26 protein-coding genes and 1 rRNA gene are annotated in these 25,806 nt (G+C 53.0%); 3 read left to right on the top strand and 24 right to left on the bottom strand.

Annotated features, from left to right (window positions below; all coding sequences use genetic code 11):
* From GX030_06305 to GX030_06245, 13 genes are all read right to left on the bottom strand, one after another.
* Nucleotides 1-230: ribosomal RNA gene (locus tag GX030_06305) — 16S ribosomal RNA — on the bottom strand; the annotation flags it as partial.
* Nucleotides 231-583: 353 nt separating this feature from the next.
* Nucleotides 584-1,360 carry a protein-glutamate O-methyltransferase CheR gene (locus tag GX030_06300; protein NLV91988.1) on the bottom strand — a complete coding sequence of 259 codons (777 nt, stop codon included), beginning with the start codon at nt 1,358-1,360 and terminating at the stop codon, nt 584-586.
* A 40-nt stretch (nt 1,361-1,400) separates the two neighbouring features.
* On the bottom strand, nt 1,401-2,048 hold the full coding sequence (locus GX030_06295) for a chemotaxis protein CheB (GenBank protein NLV91987.1): 648 nt from the start codon (nt 2,046-2,048) through the stop codon (nt 1,401-1,403).
* Between the two features lie 36 nt (nt 2,049-2,084).
* Nucleotides 2,085-2,564, bottom strand: a complete 480-nt coding sequence (locus GX030_06290; protein NLV91986.1) for a chemotaxis protein CheD — start codon at nt 2,562-2,564, stop codon at nt 2,085-2,087.
* A complete protein-coding gene (locus tag GX030_06285) occupies nt 2,561-3,178 on the bottom strand; it encodes a chemotaxis protein CheC (protein ID NLV91985.1) in 618 nt (205 codons plus the stop codon). The genes GX030_06290 and GX030_06285 overlap by 4 nt, the downstream gene beginning before the upstream one ends.
* A 14-nt stretch (nt 3,179-3,192) precedes the next feature.
* Nucleotides 3,193-3,555 (bottom strand): response regulator, encoded by a 363-nt coding sequence (locus GX030_06280; protein ID NLV91984.1) that lies wholly within the window; start codon nt 3,553-3,555, stop codon nt 3,193-3,195.
* 14 nt (nt 3,556-3,569) lie between these two features.
* Nucleotides 3,570-5,528, bottom strand: coding sequence for a chemotaxis protein CheA (locus GX030_06275; GenBank protein ID NLV91983.1), 1,959 nt, complete (start codon nt 5,526-5,528; stop codon nt 3,570-3,572).
* A 160-nt stretch (nt 5,529-5,688) separates the two neighbouring features.
* The gene (fliY, locus tag GX030_06270) at nt 5,689-6,834 is read right to left on the bottom strand and encodes a flagellar motor switch phosphatase FliY (GenBank protein ID NLV91982.1); all 1,146 of its coding nucleotides are present in this window, start codon (nt 6,832-6,834) and stop codon (nt 5,689-5,691) included.
* Nucleotides 6,824-7,828, bottom strand: a complete 1,005-nt coding sequence (gene fliM / locus GX030_06265) for a flagellar motor switch protein FliM (protein ID NLV91981.1) — start codon at nt 7,826-7,828, stop codon at nt 6,824-6,826. The genes fliY and fliM overlap by 11 nt, the downstream gene beginning before the upstream one ends.
* Before the next feature lie 101 nt (nt 7,829-7,929).
* The gene (locus tag GX030_06260; GenBank protein NLV91980.1) at nt 7,930-8,442 is read right to left on the bottom strand and encodes a purine-binding chemotaxis protein CheW; all 513 of its coding nucleotides are present in this window, start codon (nt 8,440-8,442) and stop codon (nt 7,930-7,932) included.
* A gap of 25 nt (nt 8,443-8,467) precedes the next feature.
* Nucleotides 8,468-9,373, bottom strand: coding sequence for a hypothetical protein (locus GX030_06255; GenBank protein NLV91979.1), 906 nt, complete (start codon nt 9,371-9,373; stop codon nt 8,468-8,470).
* Between the two features lie 96 nt (nt 9,374-9,469).
* Nucleotides 9,470-10,378 (bottom strand): UDP-N-acetylmuramate dehydrogenase, encoded by a 909-nt coding sequence (gene murB / locus GX030_06250; GenBank protein NLV91978.1) that lies wholly within the window; start codon nt 10,376-10,378, stop codon nt 9,470-9,472.
* A gap of 134 nt (nt 10,379-10,512) precedes the next feature.
* Entirely contained in the window at nt 10,513-11,274 is a 762-nt protein-coding gene (locus tag GX030_06245) for a hypothetical protein (GenBank protein NLV91977.1), read from the bottom strand.
* A gap of 198 nt (nt 11,275-11,472) precedes the next feature.
* Between GX030_06245 and abc-f the strand changes: the two genes are divergently transcribed.
* On the top strand, nt 11,473-13,407 hold the full coding sequence (gene abc-f, locus GX030_06240; protein NLV91976.1) for an ABC-F type ribosomal protection protein: 1,935 nt from the start codon (nt 11,473-11,475) through the stop codon (nt 13,405-13,407).
* A 51-nt stretch (nt 13,408-13,458) separates the two neighbouring features.
* Nucleotides 13,459-13,647 (top strand): hypothetical protein, encoded by a 189-nt coding sequence (locus GX030_06235; GenBank protein ID NLV91975.1) that lies wholly within the window; start codon nt 13,459-13,461, stop codon nt 13,645-13,647.
* 79 nt (nt 13,648-13,726) lie between these two features.
* On the opposite strand, the gene GX030_06230 is transcribed toward GX030_06235, so the two are convergent.
* From GX030_06230 to GX030_06185, 10 genes are all read right to left on the bottom strand, one after another.
* Nucleotides 13,727-15,130: a phosphomannomutase/phosphoglucomutase gene (locus GX030_06230; GenBank protein NLV91974.1), complete on the bottom strand. Its 1,404-nt coding sequence runs from the start codon at nt 15,128-15,130 to the stop codon at nt 13,727-13,729.
* Nucleotides 15,131-15,161: 31 nt separating this feature from the next.
* Nucleotides 15,162-15,971 carry a class II aldolase/adducin family protein gene (locus tag GX030_06225; protein ID NLV91973.1) on the bottom strand — a complete coding sequence of 270 codons (810 nt, stop codon included), beginning with the start codon at nt 15,969-15,971 and terminating at the stop codon, nt 15,162-15,164.
* Between the two features lie 19 nt (nt 15,972-15,990).
* Entirely contained in the window at nt 15,991-17,382 is a 1,392-nt protein-coding gene (locus tag GX030_06220) for an MATE family efflux transporter (GenBank protein ID NLV91972.1), read from the bottom strand.
* Nucleotides 17,383-17,526: 144 nt separating this feature from the next.
* Nucleotides 17,527-18,300: a 4Fe-4S binding protein gene (locus GX030_06215; GenBank protein ID NLV91971.1), complete on the bottom strand. Its 774-nt coding sequence runs from the start codon at nt 18,298-18,300 to the stop codon at nt 17,527-17,529.
* Between the two features lie 64 nt (nt 18,301-18,364).
* The gene (gene mrdA / locus GX030_06210; GenBank protein ID NLV91970.1) at nt 18,365-20,215 is read right to left on the bottom strand and encodes a penicillin-binding protein 2; all 1,851 of its coding nucleotides are present in this window, start codon (nt 20,213-20,215) and stop codon (nt 18,365-18,367) included.
* A gap of 25 nt (nt 20,216-20,240) precedes the next feature.
* Nucleotides 20,241-20,516, bottom strand: coding sequence for a metal-sensitive transcriptional regulator (locus tag GX030_06205; protein ID NLV91969.1), 276 nt, complete (start codon nt 20,514-20,516; stop codon nt 20,241-20,243).
* A gap of 153 nt (nt 20,517-20,669) precedes the next feature.
* A complete protein-coding gene (locus GX030_06200; protein ID NLV91968.1) occupies nt 20,670-21,125 on the bottom strand; it encodes a hypothetical protein in 456 nt (151 codons plus the stop codon).
* A gap of 96 nt (nt 21,126-21,221) precedes the next feature.
* On the bottom strand, nt 21,222-22,235 hold the full coding sequence (locus GX030_06195) for a LacI family transcriptional regulator (GenBank protein ID NLV91967.1): 1,014 nt from the start codon (nt 22,233-22,235) through the stop codon (nt 21,222-21,224).
* Between the two features lie 103 nt (nt 22,236-22,338).
* The gene (locus tag GX030_06190; protein ID NLV91966.1) at nt 22,339-23,070 is read right to left on the bottom strand and encodes a glycerophosphodiester phosphodiesterase; all 732 of its coding nucleotides are present in this window, start codon (nt 23,068-23,070) and stop codon (nt 22,339-22,341) included.
* A gap of 186 nt (nt 23,071-23,256) precedes the next feature.
* Nucleotides 23,257-23,646: an FMN-binding protein gene (locus tag GX030_06185; protein ID NLV91965.1), complete on the bottom strand. Its 390-nt coding sequence runs from the start codon at nt 23,644-23,646 to the stop codon at nt 23,257-23,259.
* Between the two features lie 147 nt (nt 23,647-23,793).
* Here GX030_06185 and GX030_06180 point away from each other — a divergent pair, with 147 nt between their 5' ends.
* Nucleotides 23,794-25,584 carry an FAD-dependent oxidoreductase gene (locus GX030_06180; protein NLV91964.1) on the top strand — a complete coding sequence of 597 codons (1,791 nt, stop codon included), beginning with the start codon at nt 23,794-23,796 and terminating at the stop codon, nt 25,582-25,584.
* 83 nt (nt 25,585-25,667) lie between these two features.
* Here the strand turns inward: GX030_06180 and GX030_06175 are convergent.
* On the bottom strand, nt 25,668-25,806 hold a 139-nt coding region (locus GX030_06175; protein ID NLV91963.1), incomplete at its 5' end, for an alpha/beta hydrolase.

The following is a 25,806-nucleotide window of genomic DNA, read 5'->3' as shown; positions in this document are numbered from 1 at the left end:
CGCCTTTGTTACCAAAACCATGCGGCTTTGGTAACACATCCGGTATTAGCAGCAGTTTCCCGCTGTTATCCCGGTCTTTGGGGCAGGTTGCCCACGCGTTACTCACCCGTTCGCCGCTCAGTCAAATTAGCTTCACTCCGAAGAGCTCCACTAATTTGCTTCGCTCGACTTGCATGTATTAGGCACGCCGCCAGCGTTCGTCCTGAGCCAGGATCTAACTCTCCGTGAATCTTTGAGTTGAACCTTAACACAAGCTGTGCTGACATACTGCTTAGTTTTCAAGGATCAAGTTAAAAGGTCTATTGCCTTTTTCCCAATTTCTGCCGACGCCGTGGCGCCGACGAAACTTATCTTAACATGTTTTCGCCGCCGATGCAAGTGCCAATTTTTGTTTTCTTCCGGCACCCCCGCTCGGGCGACGAAAGCTATCTTACCAGGTTATCTGGACTACCGCAACTGCCAATTTCTGGCGGTTAGCTAGTTCCATAGTTGTTGTCTCCAATAACACCGTAGACATCAACCTGACACCTGTTATCGGCTTTTGTATTATACCATTTGTATCTGATTTGTCAACAACCTTGAATTATTGTTTCTGATAGATACAATATTCCCGCCGCACCAAATCGAATTTCTCCGCATTGTGGAGACTTTCAGCGCTTCCCACGATAAAGTACCCACCGGGCCGAAGGGACTGGGAGAACTGGGCCGTCAACCGCTCCTGGGCCTCCACGGTAAAGTAGATAAACACATTCCGGCAGAGGATGAGATCGAAGTTACCTTCAAAGTTGCCCTTGAGCAAATCCTGCTGTTTGAAAACCACTCGTTTTCTGATCTGCTCATCTAAGACGTAGGTATCCCCGGCTCCTTTGGTAAAGTACTTCTCCAACAACCCCTTGGGCATCGTGGTCATATAATTGGGTCCATAGACTCCTGCCTTAGCCTGAGCTAAGGCTTGCTCGTCGAAGTCTGTACCCAAGAGCGTATGGCGCCGTCCGGGGCTCAATTCTTCCAGCAGAATCGCAATGGTGTAGATCTCGGCGCCAACGGAGCTGCCCGCACTCCAGATCTTCAACCGGTAGGATTGCTGCAGGAGCTCTGGAAGAACTTTGGTATGAATTGCATCAAAAACTCGTTCGTCTCGGTAAAATTGGGAGGTGTTGATGGTCAGGTACTGGAGGAACTTCTCTAGCTCCTGTTTGTCCCGTTCCATCCTGGCGAGATACTCGCCATAGCCTTGAGCCCCAACCCGAGCCAGCCACTGGTTGATCCGGCGATGCAACTGTTGCTGCTTGTATTGGTTTAGATCCAATCCACTGGTCTTCTTAAATTTCAGTTTGAAGGTTTCAAAGTCAATGCTCATGGCTGCCTCTACTCTCCCGGTAGCCATGCCGCCGGCGGGTTCAGCCCTTCAGCCTCTCCGCTAGTTCACCGATGGTCTCTCCAATTTGATTCACAGGGAGAATGTAATCGGCATCCCCGTTTTCAGCTACCATCCGCGGCATGCTATATATAGTCGATGTCTGCTGATCCTGAGCTATGGTTATCCCGTTGGCCCTTTTGATCAGCGCCATCCCGTGGGCACCATCCCGGCCCATTCCCGTCAAAATGACGCCAATGGTGTTCTGTTGGAAATGACTAACTACGCTCTCCATGGTGACATCGATTGAGGGTCTGACGTAATTCACCGGAGCAGACTGAGTCAAACACACCCGCCTGAGACTATCCAGTTCCAAATGGTAACTACCCGGCGCGACTAATGCCACCCCAGGGTACAGCCTGTCCCCCTCCTCAGCTTCCTTGATGGTCAGCTCACTGACCCGATCTAATCGTTCCGCCAGGGATTTGGTAAATCCTGGGGGCATGTGTTGAACTATCAAGAGCGACGCTGCAATCGTTCCGGGAATTGACGACACTACAGCCTCTAGTGCCTTTGGACCACCGGTAGAGCTACCAATGACTACTACAATATTAGCTGGAGTTCTTGCTTCGCTTGACTGGAGTTTATCCGAAGAAACTTGTCCATGCATTTGAGACCTGGCCTTATTCACATTCTCCCTCCGACTGCTCTAGCTACCTCGCGTGGGTTACATCCGCCTAGGTTCCTGCCCGATAGTTTGGACAAACACACTACCATCGCTGACATCAACGGTCATTTTCCGCCCAAGGGATCCACCAACATCTTTACCCGCCAGAACAATGCCCGCCTTCCCGAGATGTTTGAGCACCGCCTGGACATTTAGCTCGCCGACGCAGGTGGTCGCCCCGCTAATTGAGGGAAACAGACAGGCCCCTCCGGCAATCTTCGCCTGTAACCGCTCCCTTTTGGCTCCCTGCCTTAGCACCGCTTCCAGCAGCGCGTCAATGGCTGTATCCGCGAACTTGCCCGGCTGGGTTTCCGACTGACGATTGTTACTGGTGTGGAGGAAAACGTGAGCTAATCCCGCCACCTGTTCTTCCGCATCAATCAGGGCAACCCCCACACAGGATCCCAGCCCAATGGCAATTAGTTTTCCCTTCCCTCTAAGAACCTTTAACTCGCCAATATTCACAAATAGTTCCGTCATGTACTGGTCTCCTGATCCAGTAGGGCGCTGAAGATCCCTTCGAAGTAGTCGGGTTCTGGAATCATCATCAGCACTCCGTCAAAGGCCCGTTCTCCCAGCTGAAAGGTGGTCTTGATCACCGGTACATCATCGACAACTCCGGCCTCAGCCAAAATCGTGCTCCAGATTGCCCCGGCAACGTCAACAGCCAAGGCGGGGACCGACGGAATCAAAGTCAGTCCCGTACTCTTGGCCAAGGCATTGAGGTACGAGCTTACGACAATATTACCCACCTCTTGCAGTGCTGAAACCTCCACACTATCCAAAGTGAGTTCTTTACCCGGCACCAAAAACTCCAGCATCTTCAGCGCCGATTTCTCTGGAAAAATAAAGGCCACACGACCATTGGAATCGCCGGACATCAAAACATAAATCCCAACTACGACGGACTCTGCTCCCCCAATTAGCTCCATGCTCTCCGCCAAGGAGCACACCAGCACTTCAGGAACCGTCATTTCTAACCGTTGATCGCCAAGCAGCGTTGACAATGCGGTAGCGGCATTTCCAGCACCGATGTTACTGAGCTCCCGCAATAGATCGATCTGGGTAGGGCTAAGCTCCCTCTTCTGTCGCAACCCGATCTCCTCCGTCAGTTAGCCACCTTATCTAACGCGTCAATAACCCTTTCAGGCTGGAAGGGCTTAACCAAGAAATCCTTAGCCCCAGCACTCAGCGCCTCGATCACCATGGGCTTCTGTCCCATTGCGCTGCAGACAACAATTCTGGCGTTGGGATCAAGGGCCATAATCTCCTTGATGGCCGTAATCCCATCCTTCTTGGGCATGGTAATATCCATGGTGACAACATCGGGCTTAGTCACTAGGTATTTTTCAACTGCTTCTTCCCCATTAGCTGCCTCATCAACGACTTCGTATCCATTTTTTTCAAGTACATTGCGCAAACTCATCCTCATAAAGGCTGTATCATCAACTATCAGCACTCTCTTTGCCATTGCGATCCTCCTACCTACATTGATCTTAAGACAGCTGAAGCCTCGAGAATTAGTGCCACTCTACCATTACCAAGCACCGTTGCTCCTGCAATCCCCCGCACCTCTCCCAAGCCAGAGTTGAGGGCTTTGATTACAATCTCCTGCTGACCTACCAACTCATCCACCACCAACCCGACCTTCGCCTCTCCAACCTCAACTACGATCACCGGGCGGGAGCCACCTCTAGGCTCGGTGGTGTATCCTAACCAGCACCCTAAATCAATTAGCGGGAGAATCTCATCCCGCAGGGTAATCATCGGCTGACCATGCACCCTTTTGATCTCTTCTTCGCTAACAATGAGATTCTCACGGATGGATTGAATCGGCACAGCAATGACGTCACCATCGACGACGGTCAATAGAGCTCGAATAATCGCCAGAGTAAGGGGTAATCGAAGTCGGAAGGAAGTTCCCCGTCCCAAGGCAGACTCTACTTCTACGTCGCCATTTAAGGACTCGATGACTGCCTTGACGGCATCCATTCCCACACCCCGCCCGGAAATATCCGTTACCTGTTGCGCCATACTGAACCCCGGCTCAAAGATCAGCATTTGCACCTGTTCGTTGGTCATTCGTTCCAGCTGTTCTCGACTCACCAGTCCCTGGCTGAGGGCTCGGGCCTTGACCTTGTCTACATCAATGCCTCGCCCATCATCGCTAACCTCCAACACCACATGACTGCCTTCATGGCGAGCTTCAAGGCGCAAACGTCCCTGGGGGTTCTTGCCGGCAGCCTTCCTCTCCTCGGGAGACTCTAGTCCATGGTCAATGGCGTTTCGCAACAGATGCACCAAGGGATCGCCAATTCGATTGACGATGGACCGATCCAATTCCGTTTCCTCTCCCGAAACCTCAAATACCGCATCCTTCCCAGTCTCGTGGATCAAATCCCTGACCAAGCGGGGAAAACGATCAAAGACCTGTTTCACCGGAACCATTCGCAGCTTCATGGCCGCATACTGCAGCTCTGTGGTCACTCGTTCCAGTTGGCCAGCAGCATTTTCCGACTCGCTATTCTGAGAAGCCTTGGCCAGTTCTACTACTTGGGTCTTACTAATCACCAACTCACCCACAAGGTCGATTAATTCATCTAGGCGCTCCGTTTCGACCCGAACAAATTTGTCTGAGACCCTTCGGTTTCGAGGAGCTTTGCCGGTTCCAGCAGCAACCTTCGGTTCAGAGGACCTACTATCCGAAGGACTAGACTCCGCAGTGGACGGGGATGATCCCTGCCTTTGTTTCAGAGACGAAAGGGAAACCGGGGTAACCTCCACGGCAACAATTTCGGCGATTCCCATGACCTCCGCCTCGATGGTTTCGGCGTCGGCATCGGTAACCAACAGCACCGAAAAGCGATCATCAAAGCGCTCTTCATCTAGATCTTCTGCCGAGGGTTCTGACCTAACGATATGACCCAGTCGTTCCAGAGCTTGAAAAACCGTGAAGGCACGGACGGACTTCAAGACTGCTCCTTCACGGATGACTACCTTAATCTCAAAGGCCCCTTGACCGGAAGCCTGTGCCTGCTCCAGCAGCATCACATCATACTCGTTGAGGGCAATCTGCCCATTATCGCTAGCGCCATGGGAGGAGTTTCCAGCGGGCTGCCCCTTCCCACCGGTTAGCTCCCGCAGTTGCTCCAACAACGGGGAGACATCGCTGGTAACAGTGTCTACCTCGGCGATCTCATCTAACATTGATTCCACGGCATCGACGGTGGTAAAGAGTAAATCGATCAGCTCTGAAGTAACGGGCAGATTCCCCTCACGCACCAAAGCCAGCACACTCTCCATCTCATGGGTAAAATCCGCCAACTCGGTGTATCCCATAGTCCCGGCCATGCCCTTGAGGCTGTGGGCTGCCCGAAACATTTCCGCTATTACCTCGAGGTCTTCCGGTCCATTTTCGAGCTGGAGCAGATTATCATTAAGCAACTGTATGTATTCCCTGGATTCGGCTGTAAAAACATCCTTGTATTGTGACGGTGACAAGGCCACGTTAAATCCCCTCCCCTGGGCTTCAGCATTCTCCTGGAAATCCTATCCTCACAACCCGAAGGGCCCCGACTCTACTGAGAACGAAGAGCACCAAAATCTAAAGCTCAACGGTTCTGATTCGTTCCGTGTGATTAGCAATCTCGGTAATCCTAATTCCGAACTGCTCCCCAACCACAACAACTTCGCCCTTGGCGATTAAGGTGTCATTGGCCAACACTTCCACCGGTTCCCCATCCAGCCGATCCAATTCGATTAGGGAACCATGGGACAATCGCAAAATGTCGGCAATGGGCATACGGGTTCTTCCTAAAATCGCCCTGACATTGACGGGGATGTTTCGAATCAGCTGGATATTAACATTGTTCAGGGGTAATTCCGGCTCGGGCATCTGGGGAGGCTGCCAGGCAGTAACCCCGCCAACCTCTGCAAAGGGTGAACCCGAATCTGTCGTCTGGGGCTCTTCAGTGGACGGGAAGGAAATCGACTCCTCAATATCAGGCTCAACTACTTGCGCCATTTGCGTAGCGGCAACATCGTCGCTGCCGGGCATCAACATCTGAACCATCTTGCGCCCAAAGTCATAGTCAATTAGCTGCACCAGCTCACTATCGACTAGATCTTCAATTTCGATCCGGAAACGAACTTGAATCAAGGGTTCGCTCACCCCAGCCAGTTGCTGGGAAGAGGCAACGGCCTCGTAGATAGTCACCGGTGGAGAGATGTCGATGCGCTGTTCAAACATGTTGCTCATCGCTGTGGCCGCCGCACCCATCATCTGGTTCATCGCTTCCTCCATCGCACTGAGGCTGAGCTCATCGAGCTCCGAAGGAGGGTTGGTGCCATCGTTACCTAACATTAGGTCGGCAATTACTGCCGCGTCCCGCTCCTTGATGATCAATAGGTTGGCACCCTGTAAGCCCTGAATGTATTCTACCCGGACAATCACGCAGGGCACAGGATATTCGTCCACTACCTGGTCCATGGTAACTAGTCTCACTTCGGGCACGGTAATCCAGACCCGTCGATTAACCAAGGTCGACAGCGGCGTAGCGGCGGATCCCATGGAGATGTTACCAACTTCCGCCAAGGCGTCCCTTTCCAAGTCAGAGAGCTCCCGGGTGTCAGCCAAGGAGGGAGCTGTCTCTAGCGCTTCTGCTGTCTCTTCTACTTCGTCGTCGGTGTCATTAATGTTGCTGAGAAGAGCGTCTATTTCTTCCTGGGTCAAAAAATCATCATTTTGCAACCCGGTTACCTCCTTCTTCCCTGACATTTCCGGTAACCCGTACCGCGGTTTGGCCACTGATCTGACCGGGCTCACCCAGAAGCTTCCGTTGATCTCCAATCCAAATTGGTAAGGGATCGCTGATCCGTCGATCCAAGGGCACAACATCCCCTACCTCCAATTCCAGAAGATCTGAGACAGTGAGGACAGTGGAGCCAAGTTCAACCTCAACGGGCACCTGTGCCTTCACAATCCTATTCTTGACGCTCTGCAGAGCTCCCGGTTCCGGGCTCCTTTTTCGTTCCATTAAACGATGTTCCGTTAACTGTCGCAATACTGGCTCCAGGGCGGTGTAGGAGATGCAGATATTCACCAAATCCGTTACCCCATTGAGCCCAATATCTAAAGAGATTAAAATGATGGTCTCCCTTTCCGACATGATCTGCAAAAACTGCGGATTGCTCTCGGTACTGATTAACTCAAAGGCAACATCTGTAACCTCAGACCACGCGTTGCTCAATGAAGGACCGATACTATCGATAAACTGTGATCTCATCACAGCCATCTCAATAGCAGTCAACTCCCGGGAGCGTTTCATCGCTAGTCCCGGACCGCCACAAAACCTGTCATACAACAGAAAGGCCATGTCCGTTGACAACTGAACGATCACACTACCATCGAGAGGCTCTAGACTATAAACGTTAATCACCGATGGATTCGGGATGGACCGGATGAACTCACCGAAACTCAACTGATCAATGGAATTGACCGTCAGCTCCACTCTGGTTCGCAACCTGGTGGAGACTATACTGGAAAACTCCCGAGCAAAACCTTCATGGATTCGCTGCAGTGCCCGACCCTGATCCTTTGACAACCGGTGGGGTTGCCGAAAGTCATAGCGCCGGACGCCTTCCTCCTCCGTTGAGTCCTCTTCCTCGGAAATCTGTCCTGCATTCTGCCCGGTAGCGGCTCTAATTAGCTCATCGATCTCTTCCTGCGTGAGGATTTCCTCCACAATCTCACCCCTTAGCCGCCTAACTACAGCACCCACTGCTGCAAATGCAATATAGGGCAGGTCCTCCCTGCCCTCAGCTTCAGACATCGTTAATCAGGGAACTAAGCTTGCTCCTCCAGCTGAGACAACTGTTCCGACAGCTTCTTCGGCTCCAAGGAGATCTGTTCCTCGCTGGTCAAAATCTGTGTCACATCCAAGACAATCAACAGCCGCTCATCGACCCTTCCAATCCCCTGAATATAATTCGCACGTAGCCCAGCAATCGTTCGTGGTGGGGGTTCAATGCTTGTCCGAGGTATTCGCAGCACCTCAGCAACGGAATCAACAATGAACCCAACCCTACTGTCATTGAGTTCGGTGATAATGATCCGGCTATCTTGATCCGTCGTCGCGGCTTCAACGCCAAACCGCTGCCTGAGATCAATCACCGGAATTACCTCACCCCTGATGTTGGTGACTCCTTTGATAAAATCGGGAGTATGGGGCAACCGGGTGATCTCACGAGGTTTGATAATCTCCCTCACCTGGGTAATCTCGATGCCAAACTCCTCACCATACAGACTAAAGACGACCAATTGGGTTTCCTGACCCATACCAGCCTCCACTGCATTCATCGGACTCCACCCACTCCTTTGTGTGTTAGAAACCGAACCTCACCGCTACACTAGCGTCAAAGCTATGAAAACCATCATCGGAACCAAGGGCCCCCTCCAAACGAACAGGACCAGCATTCAATCCCAATCCTCCGGTGATCTTGTTGGGCTCCTGGTCATCACCGGAGACCACGTAACCGGCCCGAAGGGTCAGCAGCCCGAGCATTGCCCCCTTCTCGACTCCATAGCGAAGATTCTGCCGGCTATCGTAGTCCAGGGTCAGGGCCAAGCCCACTAAATCAAAGGTCAAGGCTCCGCCCAACTGCCAACTGGAGGCAACGTCAGAGGTGGTCACAGCGTTTTTCCACAGGCCGCCAACCCGAATCCAAGGGGTAAGCTGTACCTGCGTTCCCAGGTCCACTGCGAAATACTGATCCCGCTCATCGACCCGACCACCTTGATCGACATCCATTTCCTTGATCTGCTTCACGGCCACACCGACGGAGGCCTCCGCGATCTGCAAGGGCATGTCCACCAACTGCCTAGCCAGGGCTACCCCAACCTCTCTAGTCAGGTCACCACCCTGGGGACCCAGGTCACCGTAGGTGGTGATACCAAGGGCTAGGTTCCCAACTTGAATTGCTGCTAGGCTGCCCAGCTTCTCCCGCTCCTCGAGTTTTCCCGGGGATTTAGACAGGAGATCGATAGCCGCTGACAAGTCATCAAGACCGACTCCTCCGGAACTGAGAACAACCCCAAGATTACCCCTTGCGGCTCCCGCCGGATTGTAATAGAAGGCATCGGGCCCTTGGGCTGAAGCGGTAACTGCTCCCGCCATGCCGTGGGCCCTGGCGGTGACCGATTCCATCACCACAAAGGAATGAGTTTCAGCCGCCGCTGAAGTTGCAAATAGAAGTAATACACCTACCAACATCAAGACAACTTTACGCATAAGAGGCCTCCTGCAAGTCCAATCCGACGAATAATTACAAAAATCGATATGTAAATTATAGATTTCTCTGCAACGGCTCAGTCTCCTGCCCCTTAGCTACCAATCTCCCACTATTCGCACTTCAGTCTCGAGATCCACTTGAAACTGCCTCTTTACTTCTCCTTGGACGTGACGGATCACAGCCAAAATGTCTGTCGCTGTGGCCGCCCCCAGATTAACGATAAAGCCGGAATGCATCTCAGATACTTGGGCATCGCCGATGCGAAAACCCTTGAGTCCGGCATCTTCGATCAATTTACCGGCAAAATGTCCCGGAGGCCGTTTGAACACACTGCCGGCACTGGGAAGATGCAGAGGCTGTTTAGCCCTCCGCCGGGCATTAAGGTCCAGCATTTTTGCCTTGATGGTTTCATAATTATCCCGTTGGAGACGCAAGGTGGCTTGCACGACGATATATCCCTTTGACTGGACGATACTCTGCCGATAGCCAAAGGCCATTTCCTGACTACACAGGCCCAGTTCCTTTCCCCCCAGGTCCAAACAGTCGACGCTGGTTACCACATCCTTCATCTCGCCCCCATAGGCTCCAGCGTTCATCGCCACGGCACCGCCCAGGGTGCCAGGAATACCGGAAGCAAACTCCAGGCCGGACAACTGGTGGCGCAGTGCTGTAGCAGCCAACTTTGCCAAGGAAATTCCGGCCTGAGCGGTGATCTCTTCCCCGGAAACGGAGACTGCGGAGAGGTTATCCCCAATTTCGACCACTACTCCCCGAATACCCCGGTCACTGACCAAAAGGTTGGTCCCGTTACCGATTACCGTCGGTGTAATGGCAAAGCGCTGACAGGTTTGGAGCACAAAGGCCAGTTCGGAAATACTGCGGGGCGAAACAAACAGATCTGCGGGTCCTCCAACGCGGAAGGATGTATGAGCCTTCATGGGCTCATCCCGTCGGATAGATTGGTCAGATAACCTCTCTCGTAGTTGGGCTGCGATATCATCCAATAGTCTAGGTGTCTGATTGCCGGTGGTCATTTACCACTACCCCTTTCTTTGCAGCTGGAAAATTGCGGGTAGTCCTGCATGCAATTATACTACATCTTAGCTTACGCCAACCAGCACGGCAATAGACTGCTGGGTTACAGTTGCTGCACTATGAGCTTGGTTCTCGCCCTCTCCATCTCATCTACCCAGGGAACAACGTGAGTAGTCTTAACAATCGGGATGATCTGGCAACATTTTGTCCGCAGGTACTTGCGTCCCAACTCAAAGAGACAACAGCAGGGATCAATTTCCGCGGGAGGCGGTTCGTCGGCGGTCTCTGCCACCAGCATGTTCCAGGAAGAGGCCGAGGGCGGGAAGTCTGCTCCCGACTGATAAACCTTGGAGGTGTCTTTCTGCCACTTCTTGGGCGCGCCAAGAGAAGACCTAGTGGGGTCGAGGCGGTGGTGCCATGGCAAAGCGCGATCGGTATGGGGATAAACCGACTCCATGGCGAGCTTTACCGATGACTCGGTCAGGGAGTGTTGCGGGGATAGGCTAGCGACCTGTCTAAACCACGAGTCCAATACCCGCTCAAGACTAAAGGCCGACTTACTTCCAAAGATGCGAACCAACCTGTGAGAAAAGAGAATATAACTACCTCCCCAATCGAAAAGACGGAGATTGAGTGCATCAACAATGTAGCGGGTAACCTGACGACTCCAGCGTTTAGAAGAAAGGTCCGATATCGCCGCCCGGTGCGCCACGTGCTCAATCACAGCTACGGGCTCAGTAACACCGGCGTACCAGGCTAAGTCTGCAAATAGAGACAACTGAAAAAGCTTATACTGCTGATGTTCTATTTCAACAAACCTTTCCATCAAGATCGGCCTTGACAACAGGAGTCTAGGCGGCCGCACACCTCCTTGCGAAGACTTTCTGAAGGGTTTGGCTTAGTCAGTGGTTAAGTTAGACATGCACAAGCAACGATCTAGATGACAAATTACGCCGAATTTTGATGCGCGCCTGAAATATTACACCAATTTCTGGAAAAATCCTCTTTTTTGTCACTGCCCGTCTAGGTGAGAACTTGGCAATGCATAGTAGGAGTGCGAGTAATGATAGTACTAAACGTGGGTCATGTAAAAAAAGCCTTTGCCGGTGAGGTTGTTCTCGAGGATGTGACGCTGGTAGTCCGCCAGCGGGAAAAGGTTGCCCTAGTGGGGCAAAACGGCTCGGGCAAGTCAACACTGCTGAAGATCATAGCCGGCAAACTAGCCGCGGATGCCGGCACCATCGCTGTCCGGAAGGAAGTGAAGGTAGGGTACTTACCGCAGGAGGCCCAGTTTGCAACGGACAATACCTTGTATGATGAGATGGAGATGGTCTTTCACGATGTGCTGGATACTGAAGCCCGGTTGCGTGAACTAGAACAAGAGATGGGCAGACCGGAGGTCTACAACTGTCCTGACCTGCTTTCGCAGAAGATGAGGGAATACTCATCCCTGACCCATTTCTTTGAGCAACAAGAGGGCTTTCAGATTAAAGCCAAGATCAACAGTGTGTTGCTGGGGCTTGGTTTTAGTCAGGATCAGTACACGCAAAGGGTAGCAACGATGAGCGGAGGAGAGAAAACCCGAGTGCTGTTGGCAAGGCTGTTACTGCAGGCACCGGATTTGCTCCTTATGGACGAGCCTACCAACCACCTGGATGTCCAAGCGATTCAATGGCTTGAGTCCTATCTCAAGGATTACCCCGGCGCGGTGCTGATCGTTTCCCACGACCGGTTTTTCTTAGACGAAACGGTGAGCCGGGTCTATGATCTGGTCAACGGTCGCTGTCAGGAGTATGAAGGAAACTACTCCGACTTCATGACGACCAAACAAACCCAGCTTCTCATCCAGCAAGCAAACTGGCAGGCTCAGCAAAAGGAATTGGAGCGACTGGAACGCTCCTGGAAGCAGACTCTGGCCTGGGCCCATCAGGCAAGAAGTCATAAGCTAAAGGTCAAGGCCGACAACATTAAGAGGCGGCTAGATCGTATTCAAAGGATCGATCGACCCCAACTCGATCCCGAAAGGATTCGCCTGGAACTGGAGGCCAATCGGCGCAGCGGTAAAGAGGTCTTGACAGTCACCGGCCTCAGCAAGAGCTTTCCCGGTCGCCAGCTATTTAGCAACGTCTCCCTTCAAGTCCGGTTAGGCGACAAGGTTGCGATTGTGGGACCCAATGGAATCGGCAAATCTACCCTGCTGAGAATCATCATGGGGTTGATCGAGGCCGATGGTGGCGAAGTAAAGATTGGGGCCAACGTCAGTATCGCCTATTACGACCAACAGCACCTACAGCTAGATCCCGACAAGACTTGCTTTCAAGAGATCATGGACACCAAGAGAATGACCAACCTAGAGGCACGCAATCTCTTGGCCCAGTTTATGTTCCTTGGGGACGACGTCTTCAAAACCATTGGGCAATTATCCGGTGGAGAAAAAAGCCGACTCCAATTGGCGAAACTGACCATCACCGATGCCAACTTGGTGATTCTAGACGAGCCGACCAACCACCTGGATATTCCCTCCACCGAGGTTCTGGAGCGATCCCTCAGCGACTTTAACGGGACGGTGATCTTCATCTCCCATGACCGCTATTTTATCAACCAGGTAGCCACGAAAGTAGCAGAGCTGACGCCCCAAGGGATCAAGCTGTATGAGGGCAACTATGACGTCTATCTGGAAGAGAAGGCCCGGGAAGAAGCCCAGCGCCTAGCTCTGGCTGAGGCGGCAAAGGCCTCCCAGCCAACCAAGGTCAGTGCCCCCACCCCTCTGACTCAGGAGAGTTCAACCAAGCAACTGCAGAGGCAAATCACCGAACTGGAAGAAGTAATTGCGGACTTGGAAACTAAGATCGAAGAGCTGGAACAGCAACTGATGGATCCTCAGACACTACAGGACCCAGACCAATTGGCGGAAATCAGCCGAGAGCACAAGGCCAGCCACGAGGAGCTTGACTTGCTGTACCAAAGGTGGGAGGATCTAACAGAGCAACTTGCCTAGCTAGGCAAGGATGGGGCCTTGCCGGCTAGGGCAAAAGGAGTGGGAGAGTATTTGGAACCAAAGGATATTATCTGGCGATTGAGCCAACGCCTAGATGAGCATATGGAGCTGATCATGGAGTCGATTCGAGACCTCCATCCCAAACAGCACGGGGACTTGATCAACGCCCTGCGGGAATGTGAGCAATTGACCAAGACCCAGCTGAATGTTCTCAGTCGAATGGGAAAGAAGTACTCATAAAGTGAAACGACAGGCGGGACCCGAAGGTCCCGCCCTTGTTTCGCCCAACTGCTAATCTTACTTCCCAACCTCCGAGAGACTAATACTCCCATTGGAAATCGGAAACAGCGTCAAAACTGGTTAACTCATCGTGCATGATTCTGGTAATCTCCTCAAGGGCCTCCTGGGTCCTGGCCTCACAACGGGCCACAATGGCCGGCTGGGTATTCGATGCCCTGACCAAACCCCAACCCTCGGGAAACAGTACCCTGGCACCGTCGACATCGATGACTTCGTACTTAGCCTTCATCCTGTCCCGCAATTCCTCCACTACCCGGAACTTATCGCGGTCGCTGCATTCCACCCTGGATTCCGCAGTAGAAGGATACTTGGGCACATCCTGCAGGAGTTGGGACATCGATTGATCGGTATTGGACAGGATACGCAACAGTCTACCTGCAGCATAGAAGGCATCGTCAAAACCGTAATACTCGTCGGCGAAGAACATGTGACCGGACATTTCACCGGTAAAAACTGCCCCTACCTCTTTCATCTTGGCCTTAATCAGGGAGTGACCCGTCCGATAGAAGAAGGGCTTTCCGCCGAGTTTTTCTACTTCCTCCACCAAGGCCTGGGAACACTTCACCTCAATGATCGCGGTAGCTCCGGGGTATTTGGGCAATATCTCCCGCCAATACAGGACCATCAGCACATCGCCCCAGACTATGGCCCCCTCGTTGTCCACAATACCAATGCGATCACCGTCGCCATCAAATCCGATGCCAACATCGGCCCCTTCCTTGGTCACTAAGGCCTGCAGCTCCTTGAGGTTATCGGACCGGACCGGATCGGGATGGTGATTGGGGAAGGTGGGGTCAGAGGTGCAATACAAGGGGATTACCTCACAACCCAGAGCAGTAAACAGCTCCTCAGCAAAGAGACTGGCGGTGCCGTTACCGCAGTCAACGACTACCTTCAAGGGCTTGGGGCCAAGCTTGATTTTGTCCCTCATCATCTGCAAGTACTGGGGCCAGATACTTCTTTTTTCGACCTTCGCCTCCACTTCCTCCGGGGACAATAGCGGTATCTCAGTACCTTCCGCTGCCTCCATTCGCCTCAGTACCCCTTGGATCTCCTCTCCGTGAATGGTGGCTGGTCCCAAGGCGATTTTGAACCCATTGTATTCGCCGGGATTATGACTGGCGGTGATCATGATACCTGCATCGATATCAAAGAGGACCCGGGCATAGTAGAACATAGGAGAAATCACCACTCCGATGTCCACTACCTCCATTCCCCCAGCAATCAGGCCCGAGCCCAAATTGGCGCGGATTCGCTCTCCGCTCAACCGAATGTCCCTACCGATCAACACCCGGGTCTTACCGGCCTCGCGGAAATAATCAGCCAGGACCCGCCCCAACAGAGCTACTACATCGGGCCGCAGATCCGTCTCCTCTAATCCTCGAATGTCATACTCCCGAAAAATCTCCCTATTAATCGCCATCGTCTTTCCTCCTATCCCGTCGGTCCCGAAGCTATTTGTCTCGGAGCTCTGCCAATACCCGCTTGGTGACTTCAGTAACGATCTCAGCTAAGGTTCCTGCATCGATCTGAGCCAGCCCTTGAGGGGAGGGCAAGTCCTCTTCCTCGAAGCACTGATCGAGATACTCCTCGACTCCCGCACAGTTTGCCGGGTGCTTACCGACTACTCCCAGTTTCTTCCTAATCTCCAACAGCTTAGCAACATTCTCCCGACTAATGGGTTTCTCCTGCCCCAACTGCCGAGCCAGCAAGCTGATCTGGGCGCCCAGATCTAGGGTTTCCATTTTGAAGTAAGCGTTATAGACATCGGTACCCACGGTCAAAGCCCCATGATTCTCCAACAGGAAGGCATCGTGGCACTGTAGATAGGGGCGAATGGACTCAGGAATTTCCTCCGTGGACGGGGTTCCATACTGGGCCAGTGGCACCCACCCCAAACTAATCACCACTTCAGGCATAATCGGCGTTTTTAGAGGGATCCCTGCCACGGCAAAGGCCGTTGCATGAGGGGGATGAGCGTGCACCACCGATCTCACATCCTCCCGCTCCCGATAAACCTGAAGGTGCATCTTCAACTCCGAGGAGGGTCGCATTGTTCCGGACTTGACACGACCATCCATATCCACGGTAATTAACATCTCCGGAGTGAGAAATCCCTTGCTTACCCCCGTAGGCGTGGTCAGTACTTCATCTTCCCCGATGCGAATCGTGATGTTACCATCGTTAGCAGCGACAAATCCCCGATTGTAAATCCGCCGCCCCACTTCAATAATATCCTGCTTCAATTTCAGCTCTGAATCCATCACACAACCTCCCTTGCTCCTACACAGTAATATATTTCCACTTTCCTTGGCGGAATCTCCAAGTGATGATAAGAGCCCGCACCATCTGATCCAGTGTCAAGGCAAGCCATACTCCAACTAGGCCCCAACCCAGCACTATTCCCAAGAGATAAGCTAAGGCTACACGGAATCCCCAAACACCCACTGCCGTCGCATACAGGGGCCAAGTGGTGTCCCCGGCTCCCCGCAATGCACCCCGCAGGACAAACTGTGTCGTTTGGAAGGGTAGGGCAAAGGCAATAATCTTCAGTACCAGTGCACCCCAGCGGGTGACTTCGGGATCGTTGGTATACAAGCCGACAACCTGCCGACCCATGGTCCAGAACAACAGGCTGACCAGCATAGAAGCCCCTGCAGCCAAGAGCTGGGTCTGCTTGGCACACTTCTCTGCCAAGGGGGGATCCTGCGCCCCCAGACTCTGTCCCACCAAAGTGGTTGCCGAAGCGCCAAAGGCCTGACCAAGCATAAAGGATAGACTCATGATGTTCATGCCAATTTGGTGGGCCGCAAAGACAACGGTTCCTAGCCCCGCCACAGTCCTGACAAACACCATCTGACCGGAACGCAAGACCAACTGCTCAATGGCTGCCGGCCAACCGACATGCAGCACCCGCTTGTACATGTCCAAGTCCGGGCGCAATAACCCCTTGAGCCGCATACGTACCCTGGCATTTCCCCGAAGCAACACAATAGTTGCCAAGAGGCAAGTGATCATCCGAGCAAAGGTAGTTGCAATTCCTGCTCCCAGCACGCCTAAGCGGGGAAAACCCCAGTTCCCGTAGATTAGGACATAGTTACCCAGGATATTGACGATGTTGGCTACAATATTGACCACCATCGTGGTCTTCATCTCACCGGCACCACGCAAGGATGCGGTCAGATTCATCGCCAGGCTCATAAACACAAATCCAATGGATACAACCCGCATGTAACCAAGGCCCTGGGAGATAATTCCGGAATCGGCACCCATGAAAACCAGAATTTGCCGGGACCACATCAGTCCCAGTAACGCGGCAACAGCCCCCGCCACCAACGTCAGGGCCGCGCTCTGAGTCGCTGCGTGATCGGCATCCTTGGGCTGTTCGGCCCCGATGCTCCGGGCAACGACGGCGGTGGTACCTACATTGAGAGCGATAAAAATGCCCAGTGCAAAGTTCACCGGCTGGTTGGCCAGCCCCACAGCGGCAACGGCGGCGGGTCCCAACCTTCCAACCATCATCATGTCCACCATACCAACAAGGGTAACAAAGATCTGTTCCACCAGCGCCGGCCCTGCTAACCTAAGTACCCTGCTGCGAATCTCGGAAAGACCTAACTCCTTCCGAGGTCGCTGATCCCTGGTCTGTCCCTCTGCGAGATTCAGCTGTGACAATCTATTTCCTCCATCCTAGAATAATTGATCATAATTTCTACTTCCAGTTCCAAGGGGAAATAACCTTCTAGAGTTGACAAGAGCGTTACATTCCCCAGAAACAAAACCGCCAACGGGCATCTTCTACTCCCGTTGGCGGTTTTGTTAGGCTACTTGTTCTTCCTTCTTGATAGTCCCATCTATTCCAATCATGAACTGATGAATGGGTACCCGCTTGCCGGCCATTTCCATCGCTCGGTTGGCGATGGCCAGCAATCCCGAGCAGCAGGGGACTTCCATATGGGCAATCGTCAATCGCTTCAGGTTATTTTTCACCAAGATCGTTGCCAGCTTGGTGATATACTCTGTAGAATCATCGAGTTTGGGGCAGGCAACAGCTACCTTGCGCCTCTGCAGCAACCTCTGGTGGAAGTTTGCGTAGGCAATGGGAACACAGTCGGCACAAAGCAACAGGTCGGCATCCTGTAGATAGGGAGCGCTAGGCGACAACAGCGCCAATTCCACCGGCCACTGGGTCAGAGCCGATGGGATCTCCTCCACCGCCTCTCTGCCTTCCTCCCCCTTGGTCCAGCAAGCACAGGAAGCTGGGGTTAACTCCATCATCCGAGCCCCGGGACAGCCCATATGAACCCCACTCTCCTGGGCCGGTTGCTGGGGGGCTGGCTGTTGGCTGGCCAGACGACGGGCATGGGCCATGGCTGCCTCCTCATCAAATTCCGGAGCCTCACGTTTTTCTATTGACAGCGCTCCCTGGGGACAATGGCCAAGACAGGCACCCAGTCCGTCGCAAAAGTCATCCCGAAGCAGGCGGGCTTTCCCATCGATAATCTGTAGGGCTCCTTCGGCACAAGCGGGAACGCACAATCCACAACCGTTGCATTTCTCCTCGTCGATCACAATCATATCGCGTACTGCCATCAGGTGATCTACCTCCTCCGGATCCAATTGTACATCAACGAGGGAAATTAGCCCTTGACTTAAGTCAATTATCCACGAATTCCCCTTCAGAGTCGGCTCGAGTAAAGTAGTATTCCAGGAATTCTCGAGCCATGGGAGCTGCCGCCGAGGCACCGCCCCCACCGTTTTCAACAAAGGAAACGATCACAATTTCCGGAGCCTTTACCGGGGCATATCCTGCAAACCAACCGTGGGCATCGCCGCTATTGACCTCGGCACTACCGGTCTTACCGGCAACGGAAACTGGAAAGTCACGGAAGACATTGCGGGCAGTCCCCCGAGCGTTACTCACAACGGCCACCAAACCCTTTTCAATTGCACGCCACTTGGCCTCAGCCATCTCGATTCTCCGTGCCACCTCAGGCTCCGTTCTGACAATGGTATCCCCGGTGGGGCTTTGGATCTCCATCACCAGCCTGGGAACATACTGAACACCATGGGTAGCCAAGGTGCTGTACATCAAAGCCACCTGCAAAGGGGTAGTCAACAGATATCCCTGCCCAATGGCCAAATCCATGGTTTCCGCTTCGTACCAATTTCGATCCCAGACGGGGCGATCAGCAAAGGTCCGCTTCTTCCACTCGGGATCGGGGACCAACCCGGCCTTATCCTGAGGAAAAAGATCGACTCCCGTCGATTCGCCAAAGCCAAACATCCGGGCATACTTCGCCAAGGAATCTATTCCTAAACGAAAGCATAGCTCCCAGAAAAAGTCGTTACTGGACCGTTCCAACGCCGTTGGCAGATCGATCCAGCCGTGGGGTGCCAAGGGTGGATAACGATTGAGGATCCAGTCCTTTTTCCCATATTTGCTCCTACCGGTAGCGTAGTACAATTCATCGACCTTAAATTTGTCTAAGGCTAAGGCAGCAGTGGCCGTAACGGGTTTGAAGACGGAACCGGGAGGATACAGTCCCTGCGTCGCCCGATGCAACATCGGTAAGGCAGGATCAGCCTGAAGCTGGGCAAAGTTGCGATTGGGAGCATCGGGCAACAGCAAATTGGGGTCAAAGCCTGGCTCACTAGCCATCGCCAAGATCTCCCCTGTCCAAGGGTCCAAGGCGATGATTACCCCAGCCTTTGCCGCGGGTCCATCGGGATTGCTGCGAAGTCGCTCCAGGTTGTTTCGAATAATCTCCTCGGCAACCCTTTGCAGGTCAGAATCGATGGACAATACCACGTTGTTGCCGGGAATAGGGTCCTGGGTCTCCAACACCCTTTGAGTTCGACCGATGGCATCAACTTCCCGCAGAATCCAACCATCCTGTCCCCTTAACTGCGCCTCATAGGCCCGTTCGATCCCGGTCTTGCCGATCAAGTCTGAGCCGTAATAACCGCTGTATTGGGCCAGCTCCTCTTGACTGATCATCCCCAGATAACCCAAGACATGACTGCCAACGGCACCCTCGGGATAGGTGCGCACCACTGCACCTTCAAGATGAACGCCGGGGATATTCTGCTGTTCTTCCGCCACACAAATTACCGTTTCTGGTCCCAGATGGCGCACCACTGGAACGGGATCAAAGGCTCGGTAGTCGCGAGATTGCAGTCGTCTGAGAATATCTTCAGGGTCAGCCCCGGTCATCCCGGCTAGGGTGTCGGCCACATCCTCCAGGGGCCGATCCAAATCATCCCGGACCACCGTCACCTGGTATTCAACCTTGTTCGTGGCTAGCTTTAATCCGTTGCGATCGAGGATCTCTCCCCGGGGGGCTTGAACCCGCTCAATGCGACTCTTGTTGCCTTCAGCCAAAGCAGCATATTTATCTCCCTGGATGATCTGCAGCTGCCACAGGCGGGCCGCAAGGATAAAGAGAATTAGCCAGATTAACCAGCTAAAGGCCTTGACTCGATGCTCAAAGGTCTTATCCTCCATAGCCCGGCCTCCTTCCCATGCTCACCTATTTCATGTACCTACTAACCACATCCATCAACTCATCGATGGCTTCGTCGCCCCGCTTTTGTTCAATTGCCCCGGCAACACAGCCCCGAATGTGAGATTCTAGCAGAATCTGCCCCACTCGATTGAGAGCAGACCGCACCGCTGATATCTGATTCAGGATGTCGAGACAATATTGATCTTCTTCAACCATCCGGTTAATCCCCCGGACTTGACCTTCGATTCTATTCAATCTGTGGATCAGATTCTTCTTGACCTCATCGCTTCGATAACTCATCCTGTCGCGCCCCCTTGTTCAAGAATACCCCTATATGGTACATATTGATTCTATCATCAGGCCCGGTGACAGGGCAATGAAAAAGCATCCGCCTCTCAAACGGATGCTCGATCTAGTACGAAGATTGAAGCCTGCTTGAGGCTGCCTTGCCGTCTAATCCGGCTGGATTAGACGGCGACTCAGTCGCCACAGGAGAATCGACAGGAGAATGGCTCCCCCGCCAATTAACAAGTCACTTTTTAGTACATGACGGGTCAGAAAAATCATGAATCCATGAAACAAAGGAAACAACCACAGTTCAACGGCCACAATTTGCAGAAACCGACCCATTAACAGGGCAATATCCTTGAGCTTCCGCAGGGTCTCTGCCACCCAAACCACAAACCCGATCCAGGCGGCAGCGAGAAAGAGCATAAGGGGTCCTCCCACATAAGCCTTCACGAAGTTCGCTGCCGAAGCGTGGGTAGGTCGCAGCGTTAACCTTCCCAGCAGGACTAAAACGATCCAGAGCCATATCAGACTGATTCCACCCGCTACTACCGTCAACAGGATCTTGAGAGTGAGTTCAGCCATATTGCGTGTAGTGAGCGGGTTTTCACGCTTAGCCATGGTCGCGCCCCCAATGAACCTTCAGAATTTAGCCTTTGTTGGGAACCTTCTCGCTTTCTCCCTGAGTCCCTCTTTATTTTTCCTAAATCTGGGAAATCAACTTGCCCGGGGTGGTCCACAGGAACCTCGCAGAACCAGCTCGACGTCGATCACCCGAGGGGGACGATGTTCTTCGGGGTTGCGGATTAGGGCCAGTAGCTCGTTGACGGCCTGTCGCCCCATCTCCACACCGAATTGCCTCACCGTTGTCAAGGCCGGACGCACGTGTTCGCTAGCGGCAATGTCGTCAAATCCAACAATTGATAAATCCCTGGGAATCTGCAGTCCCCGATCCTGGGCACATTCCATCGCTCCAAAGGCCATTAAATCGCTGACTACAAAGACCGCTGTCGGAGGGTTGTCGGCATCCAGCAATCGGGCCATCGCTCGATACCCGCCCTCCTTCGTGAAGTCGCCATATTCCCTCAGAGACGGATCGTAGGCAATACCGGCCGCCTCTAATCCCGACCTGTAGCCCTCGAACCGCTGCCGGGCAATAAAGAAACGGTCTGTGCCGCCGATCAATCCAATCCGCCTATGTCCTAATGATACTAAGTACTCCACCGCTTTATGACTGCCACCGACATTGTCGGAAGTAACGTATGTAGTCTGCTCCCCACTTCCCTCGATGTCCACAAACACCACCGGCACCTTCGCCATCTGAAGGGCATCAAGCACCGAGGTCTTGGGCTCAAAGCCAAGGACAACTATGCCTTCTAACTGCATCTGCCGCCACAGCTGATTAGATGGAGGGTGAGCAGAGTCTTCTTCATTAACCCATAGTGTCAGCCCAAACTCACTGCCCTGCAGCCCAAAAACCAATCCCCCGATTACATCGGGAAAAAACAGGTGCGTTAAAATCCCCGCTTCCATAGTTAACAAGCCAATGAGATGGGAACGCTGAGTAACTAGTCCCCTGGCAATGAGATTGGGGCGATACCCTAACTCCGTCGCCACCCTCCACACCTTAGCCTTTGTGGCAGGGGCTACAGTATCATAATCATTCAGTGCGTGGGAAACCGTAGCAATGGACACTCCTGCCTTTTTTGCAACATCCTTCAAGGTAACCATGATGAATCTCTCCAGTTAGTGTTCCTTGCTAAGACTGCTTCTGTTGTGGGATCTGAAGGCCGATTACGTTCAGTTCTCCATTGAAGGGTGATCCGCCTGAAGACTATCTACCCAGCACCTGACGGAGAAGACCTGGACGGTTGGTGATAATTCCCGTCACCTGGTACCTGGCGAGTCTCTCCATATCTTCCGTCCGATCTACTGTCCAGGGGTTAATAAACAGTCCGGACTCCTTGGTAGCTGAAACCGTGGCCTCATCAACTGTATAGTAGGCGGGATGTAGACCCTTAGCCTTCATCCCGACAGCGTACTGCCAAGGCTGATATAGGCAAGCCGAATACAGCAGGGCAGTGGGCAGCTCCGGTGCAACTTCCTGGGTTTCGACTAAGGTGTAGTGATTAAAGGAGGAGATACAGGTACGCTCCATCATGTCATACTCCCTCAGCAGCTCAACGGTCTTTTGCACTATCCCGGGATAAGGAGTGACATTCGTCTTCAGTTCGATATTAAGCCAGGCGGCATTGCCCCGGAACAGCTCAAGAACTTCCGACAACAGAGGAATCCTTTCCCCGGTAAAGCTGCTGTCGAACCAACTGCCAAAGTCCATCTCTTTCAGCTGAGCCAGGGTCAGCTCGGCGATCGCCCCTTTGCCATCACTGGTGCGGTCCACCCGTTCATCGTGACAAACAACGACATGACCATCCTGACTCAGATGTACATCAATCTCAATCCCATCGGCCCCCAACTCCAAGGCCTTCTCGATACCAGCTAGGGTATTCTCTGGCGCCAAGACCGGAATCCCCCGGTGTCCAATAATCATCGGACCTGACTGCATAGTTGATCGCCACCTAAACTAAAATGATTTCTCCTAAATTATTCCCCCGCTGGCGAGTAAATCCTGCTACCTAGGCCTTGTCGCCGTTGGTTTTCCGGCCACAATCCACCCCTTGGGCAGAGGCTTTGCCACAAAAAAACTTCCCACCGGCCCGCGATGGGAAGTTACAATTAGTGGATATTTCGCTTACTTGGCTTGCTTCAGGGCTTCCTTTGCGGTTTCCTTAAACCGCTGCGAAGTCTGCGTAGCTCCCGAGACAATATCTACCTTATCGGGATCTTGAGTATCTAACAACTGTTTTTCCAAGGTCCTTTGGGCTTCAATTGCCTGGGGATACCGATAATCGTCTCCCTTGGGTTGTCCCGATTCTGCATTGATCTCCTGGTACTTTACCTCAGTGATCCGACCATCGGTGATAGTGATTTCATTCTGTGCGTACCAATTGTGGGAGTCTGGGTCCGTCCTAGCCCGATAGGTACCATCGGACCAGGCGGATTCCTTCTGGGCACAACCACCCATAATCACCAGTCCCAGGACAATTATTGCTAGAACAACTCGATACTTGTGGAGCACCATGATAACCTCCCATCTGCGGTGAACTACTCCTTCGTAGTATCCCCTCACTGCCGTAGATTATGGGAATAGGATCAACCGGCGGGGGCAACTATATTGGGTAGTACCGTTAATTGCCAACAGATACCATAGATTCCTTTGGGAGGCGAGCTGATGGCCAAGATAGTGATCCTTGGGGGCGGATATGCCGGGATTGAGGCGGGGCTGACCCTGCACCGCCGTCTTCGGGGCCGCCGGGACGTTGAAATCACCCTCATTGACGCCAACCCCTTCCATACCCTGTTAACGGAGTTACATGAAGTTGCCGGTGCGAGAGTTAGGGAACAGGCAGTCAAGGTACCTTTGCAGCTTATTTTTCAATACACCCGGGTCCGACTGGTGCAGGACTACATCACTGAATTCGACTTTGAGCACAAAGTAGTTCGCTCCCAACAGCGGGAGTACGACTATGACTACTTGGTGATTGCCCTGGGTAGTGAACCCACCTTCTATGGGATTGAGGGGATGCAGGAGCATGCCTTTTCCCTGTGGTCCCTGGATGATGCCCTGCGAATTCGCAATCACATTACCAGGATGGTAGCCACAGCCGCACGCACCCCCGATCCTCTCAAACGCCGCAAGTATCTCACCTTTGTCGTCGGTGGAGGGGGCTTTACCGGGGTGGAAATGATTGGCGAACTGATCCTCTGGCGACGCCGGCTCAGCCAAGAATACAACATCCCTCTTAGCGAAATTCGCTTAGTCCTGGTGGAAGCCCTCGATGCCATTCTCCCCCACATCGATGCTAAGCTAGCGGACAAAGTATTGGCCTACCTTGATGCCCACCATGTGCAGGTCTTCACCGGTCAGAGAATAACAGCGGTGGAGCCCGACAGAATCACCCTTGGCGATAATCTAGAAATTGAGACCAAGACATTGATCTGGGCCGGAGGGGTTATGGCCAATCAGGTGGTGCAAAATTCTGGATTGCCGCAAAGGGGCAGGGGCCGCCTTCAGGTAAATCAATACCTCCAGGTGGAGGGCTATCCCGAAGTATTCGCCGCGGGCGATAACTGTGGTTTGACCTGGGAAGAAGAGGGACGGCAGGTGCTGATGCCAGCGCTGGTGGAATCTGCCTTGGCCACCGGCAAGACCGCGGCAACGAATATCATCGCTAGCCTGGCGGGCAAGCCCCTGCGCCCATCGAGGCCCAAGTATCACGGATTGATGGTATCCGTGGGTCGTTGGTGGGGAGTTGCCGACATCATGGGCCTTCGCTTGGTGGGGTTTTTAGCGATTGCCATAAAACACCTGGTCAACCTCCACTATCTCTTCGGCATCGGGGGCTTTGAACTGATCTTTGGCTATCTGCACCACGAGTTTTTCGGGATGCGGGAAGACTATCACAGTACTCCGGAAAGGCAGTTTACCCGCCAGCGCCCCCTGTTTTTCCTTGTACCTTTACGCCTGTACTTAGGTTACATGTGGTTACAGGAAGGGATCACAAAGCTTGCCGATGGTTGGTGGCACACCGTCATGCTGGGCGAGTCCGTCATGACTGAGCTGGGTGGCCCTGCCTTCACGGTGGATACCACCTCAGGGGCAACCCTATTGGAACTGGTGGGACCCAACACCCCTAGCTGGTATCAGTGGTTTGTTGAAGGGGTAATTTACCCCAATTCCCTCCTATTTCAGAGGCTGGTAGTAATTACCGAGATTGGCCTGGGACTAGCCTTCCTGCTCGGGTTCATGACCATCGTAGCCGCGATAGTTTCCATCGCCATGAATATCAACTTTCTCCTGTCCACAGGACTTCACGACTACTGGTGGATCTTTGCATCGATAGCTATGCTCGCGGGTGCCGGCGATGTCTTTGGCCTAGACTACTTTTTCATCCCCTACTTAATGCGCCAATGGCGCTACTTGGTGCGCAACAGACGCATCAACCCCTTCCTGCGCTAAGGCAAGGGTTTCAAAGGATCAGCAAAAAAGCCAAGCCGAAATCTACCTTTGGCTTGGCTTGACAGTTTGCACTTCAACCTTCATCACAACCAACGCTGGAGCCAGTCCATCACTCGGACCCTGGCATCGGCGGTTTCAAAATGTCCGGTGTCATAACGCACCAATTCCCACCGCTCTGGAAAACCAGCCTGCTGATAGGCGTCCCTGAGGGCGGCATCAATG

This window comes from Bacillota bacterium (genome assembly GCA_012727955.1).
Taxonomy (GTDB): Bacteria; Bacillota; Limnochordia; order DTU087; family JAAYGB01; genus JAAYGB01.
This window is presented reverse-complemented; position numbering and strand designations above follow the sequence as displayed.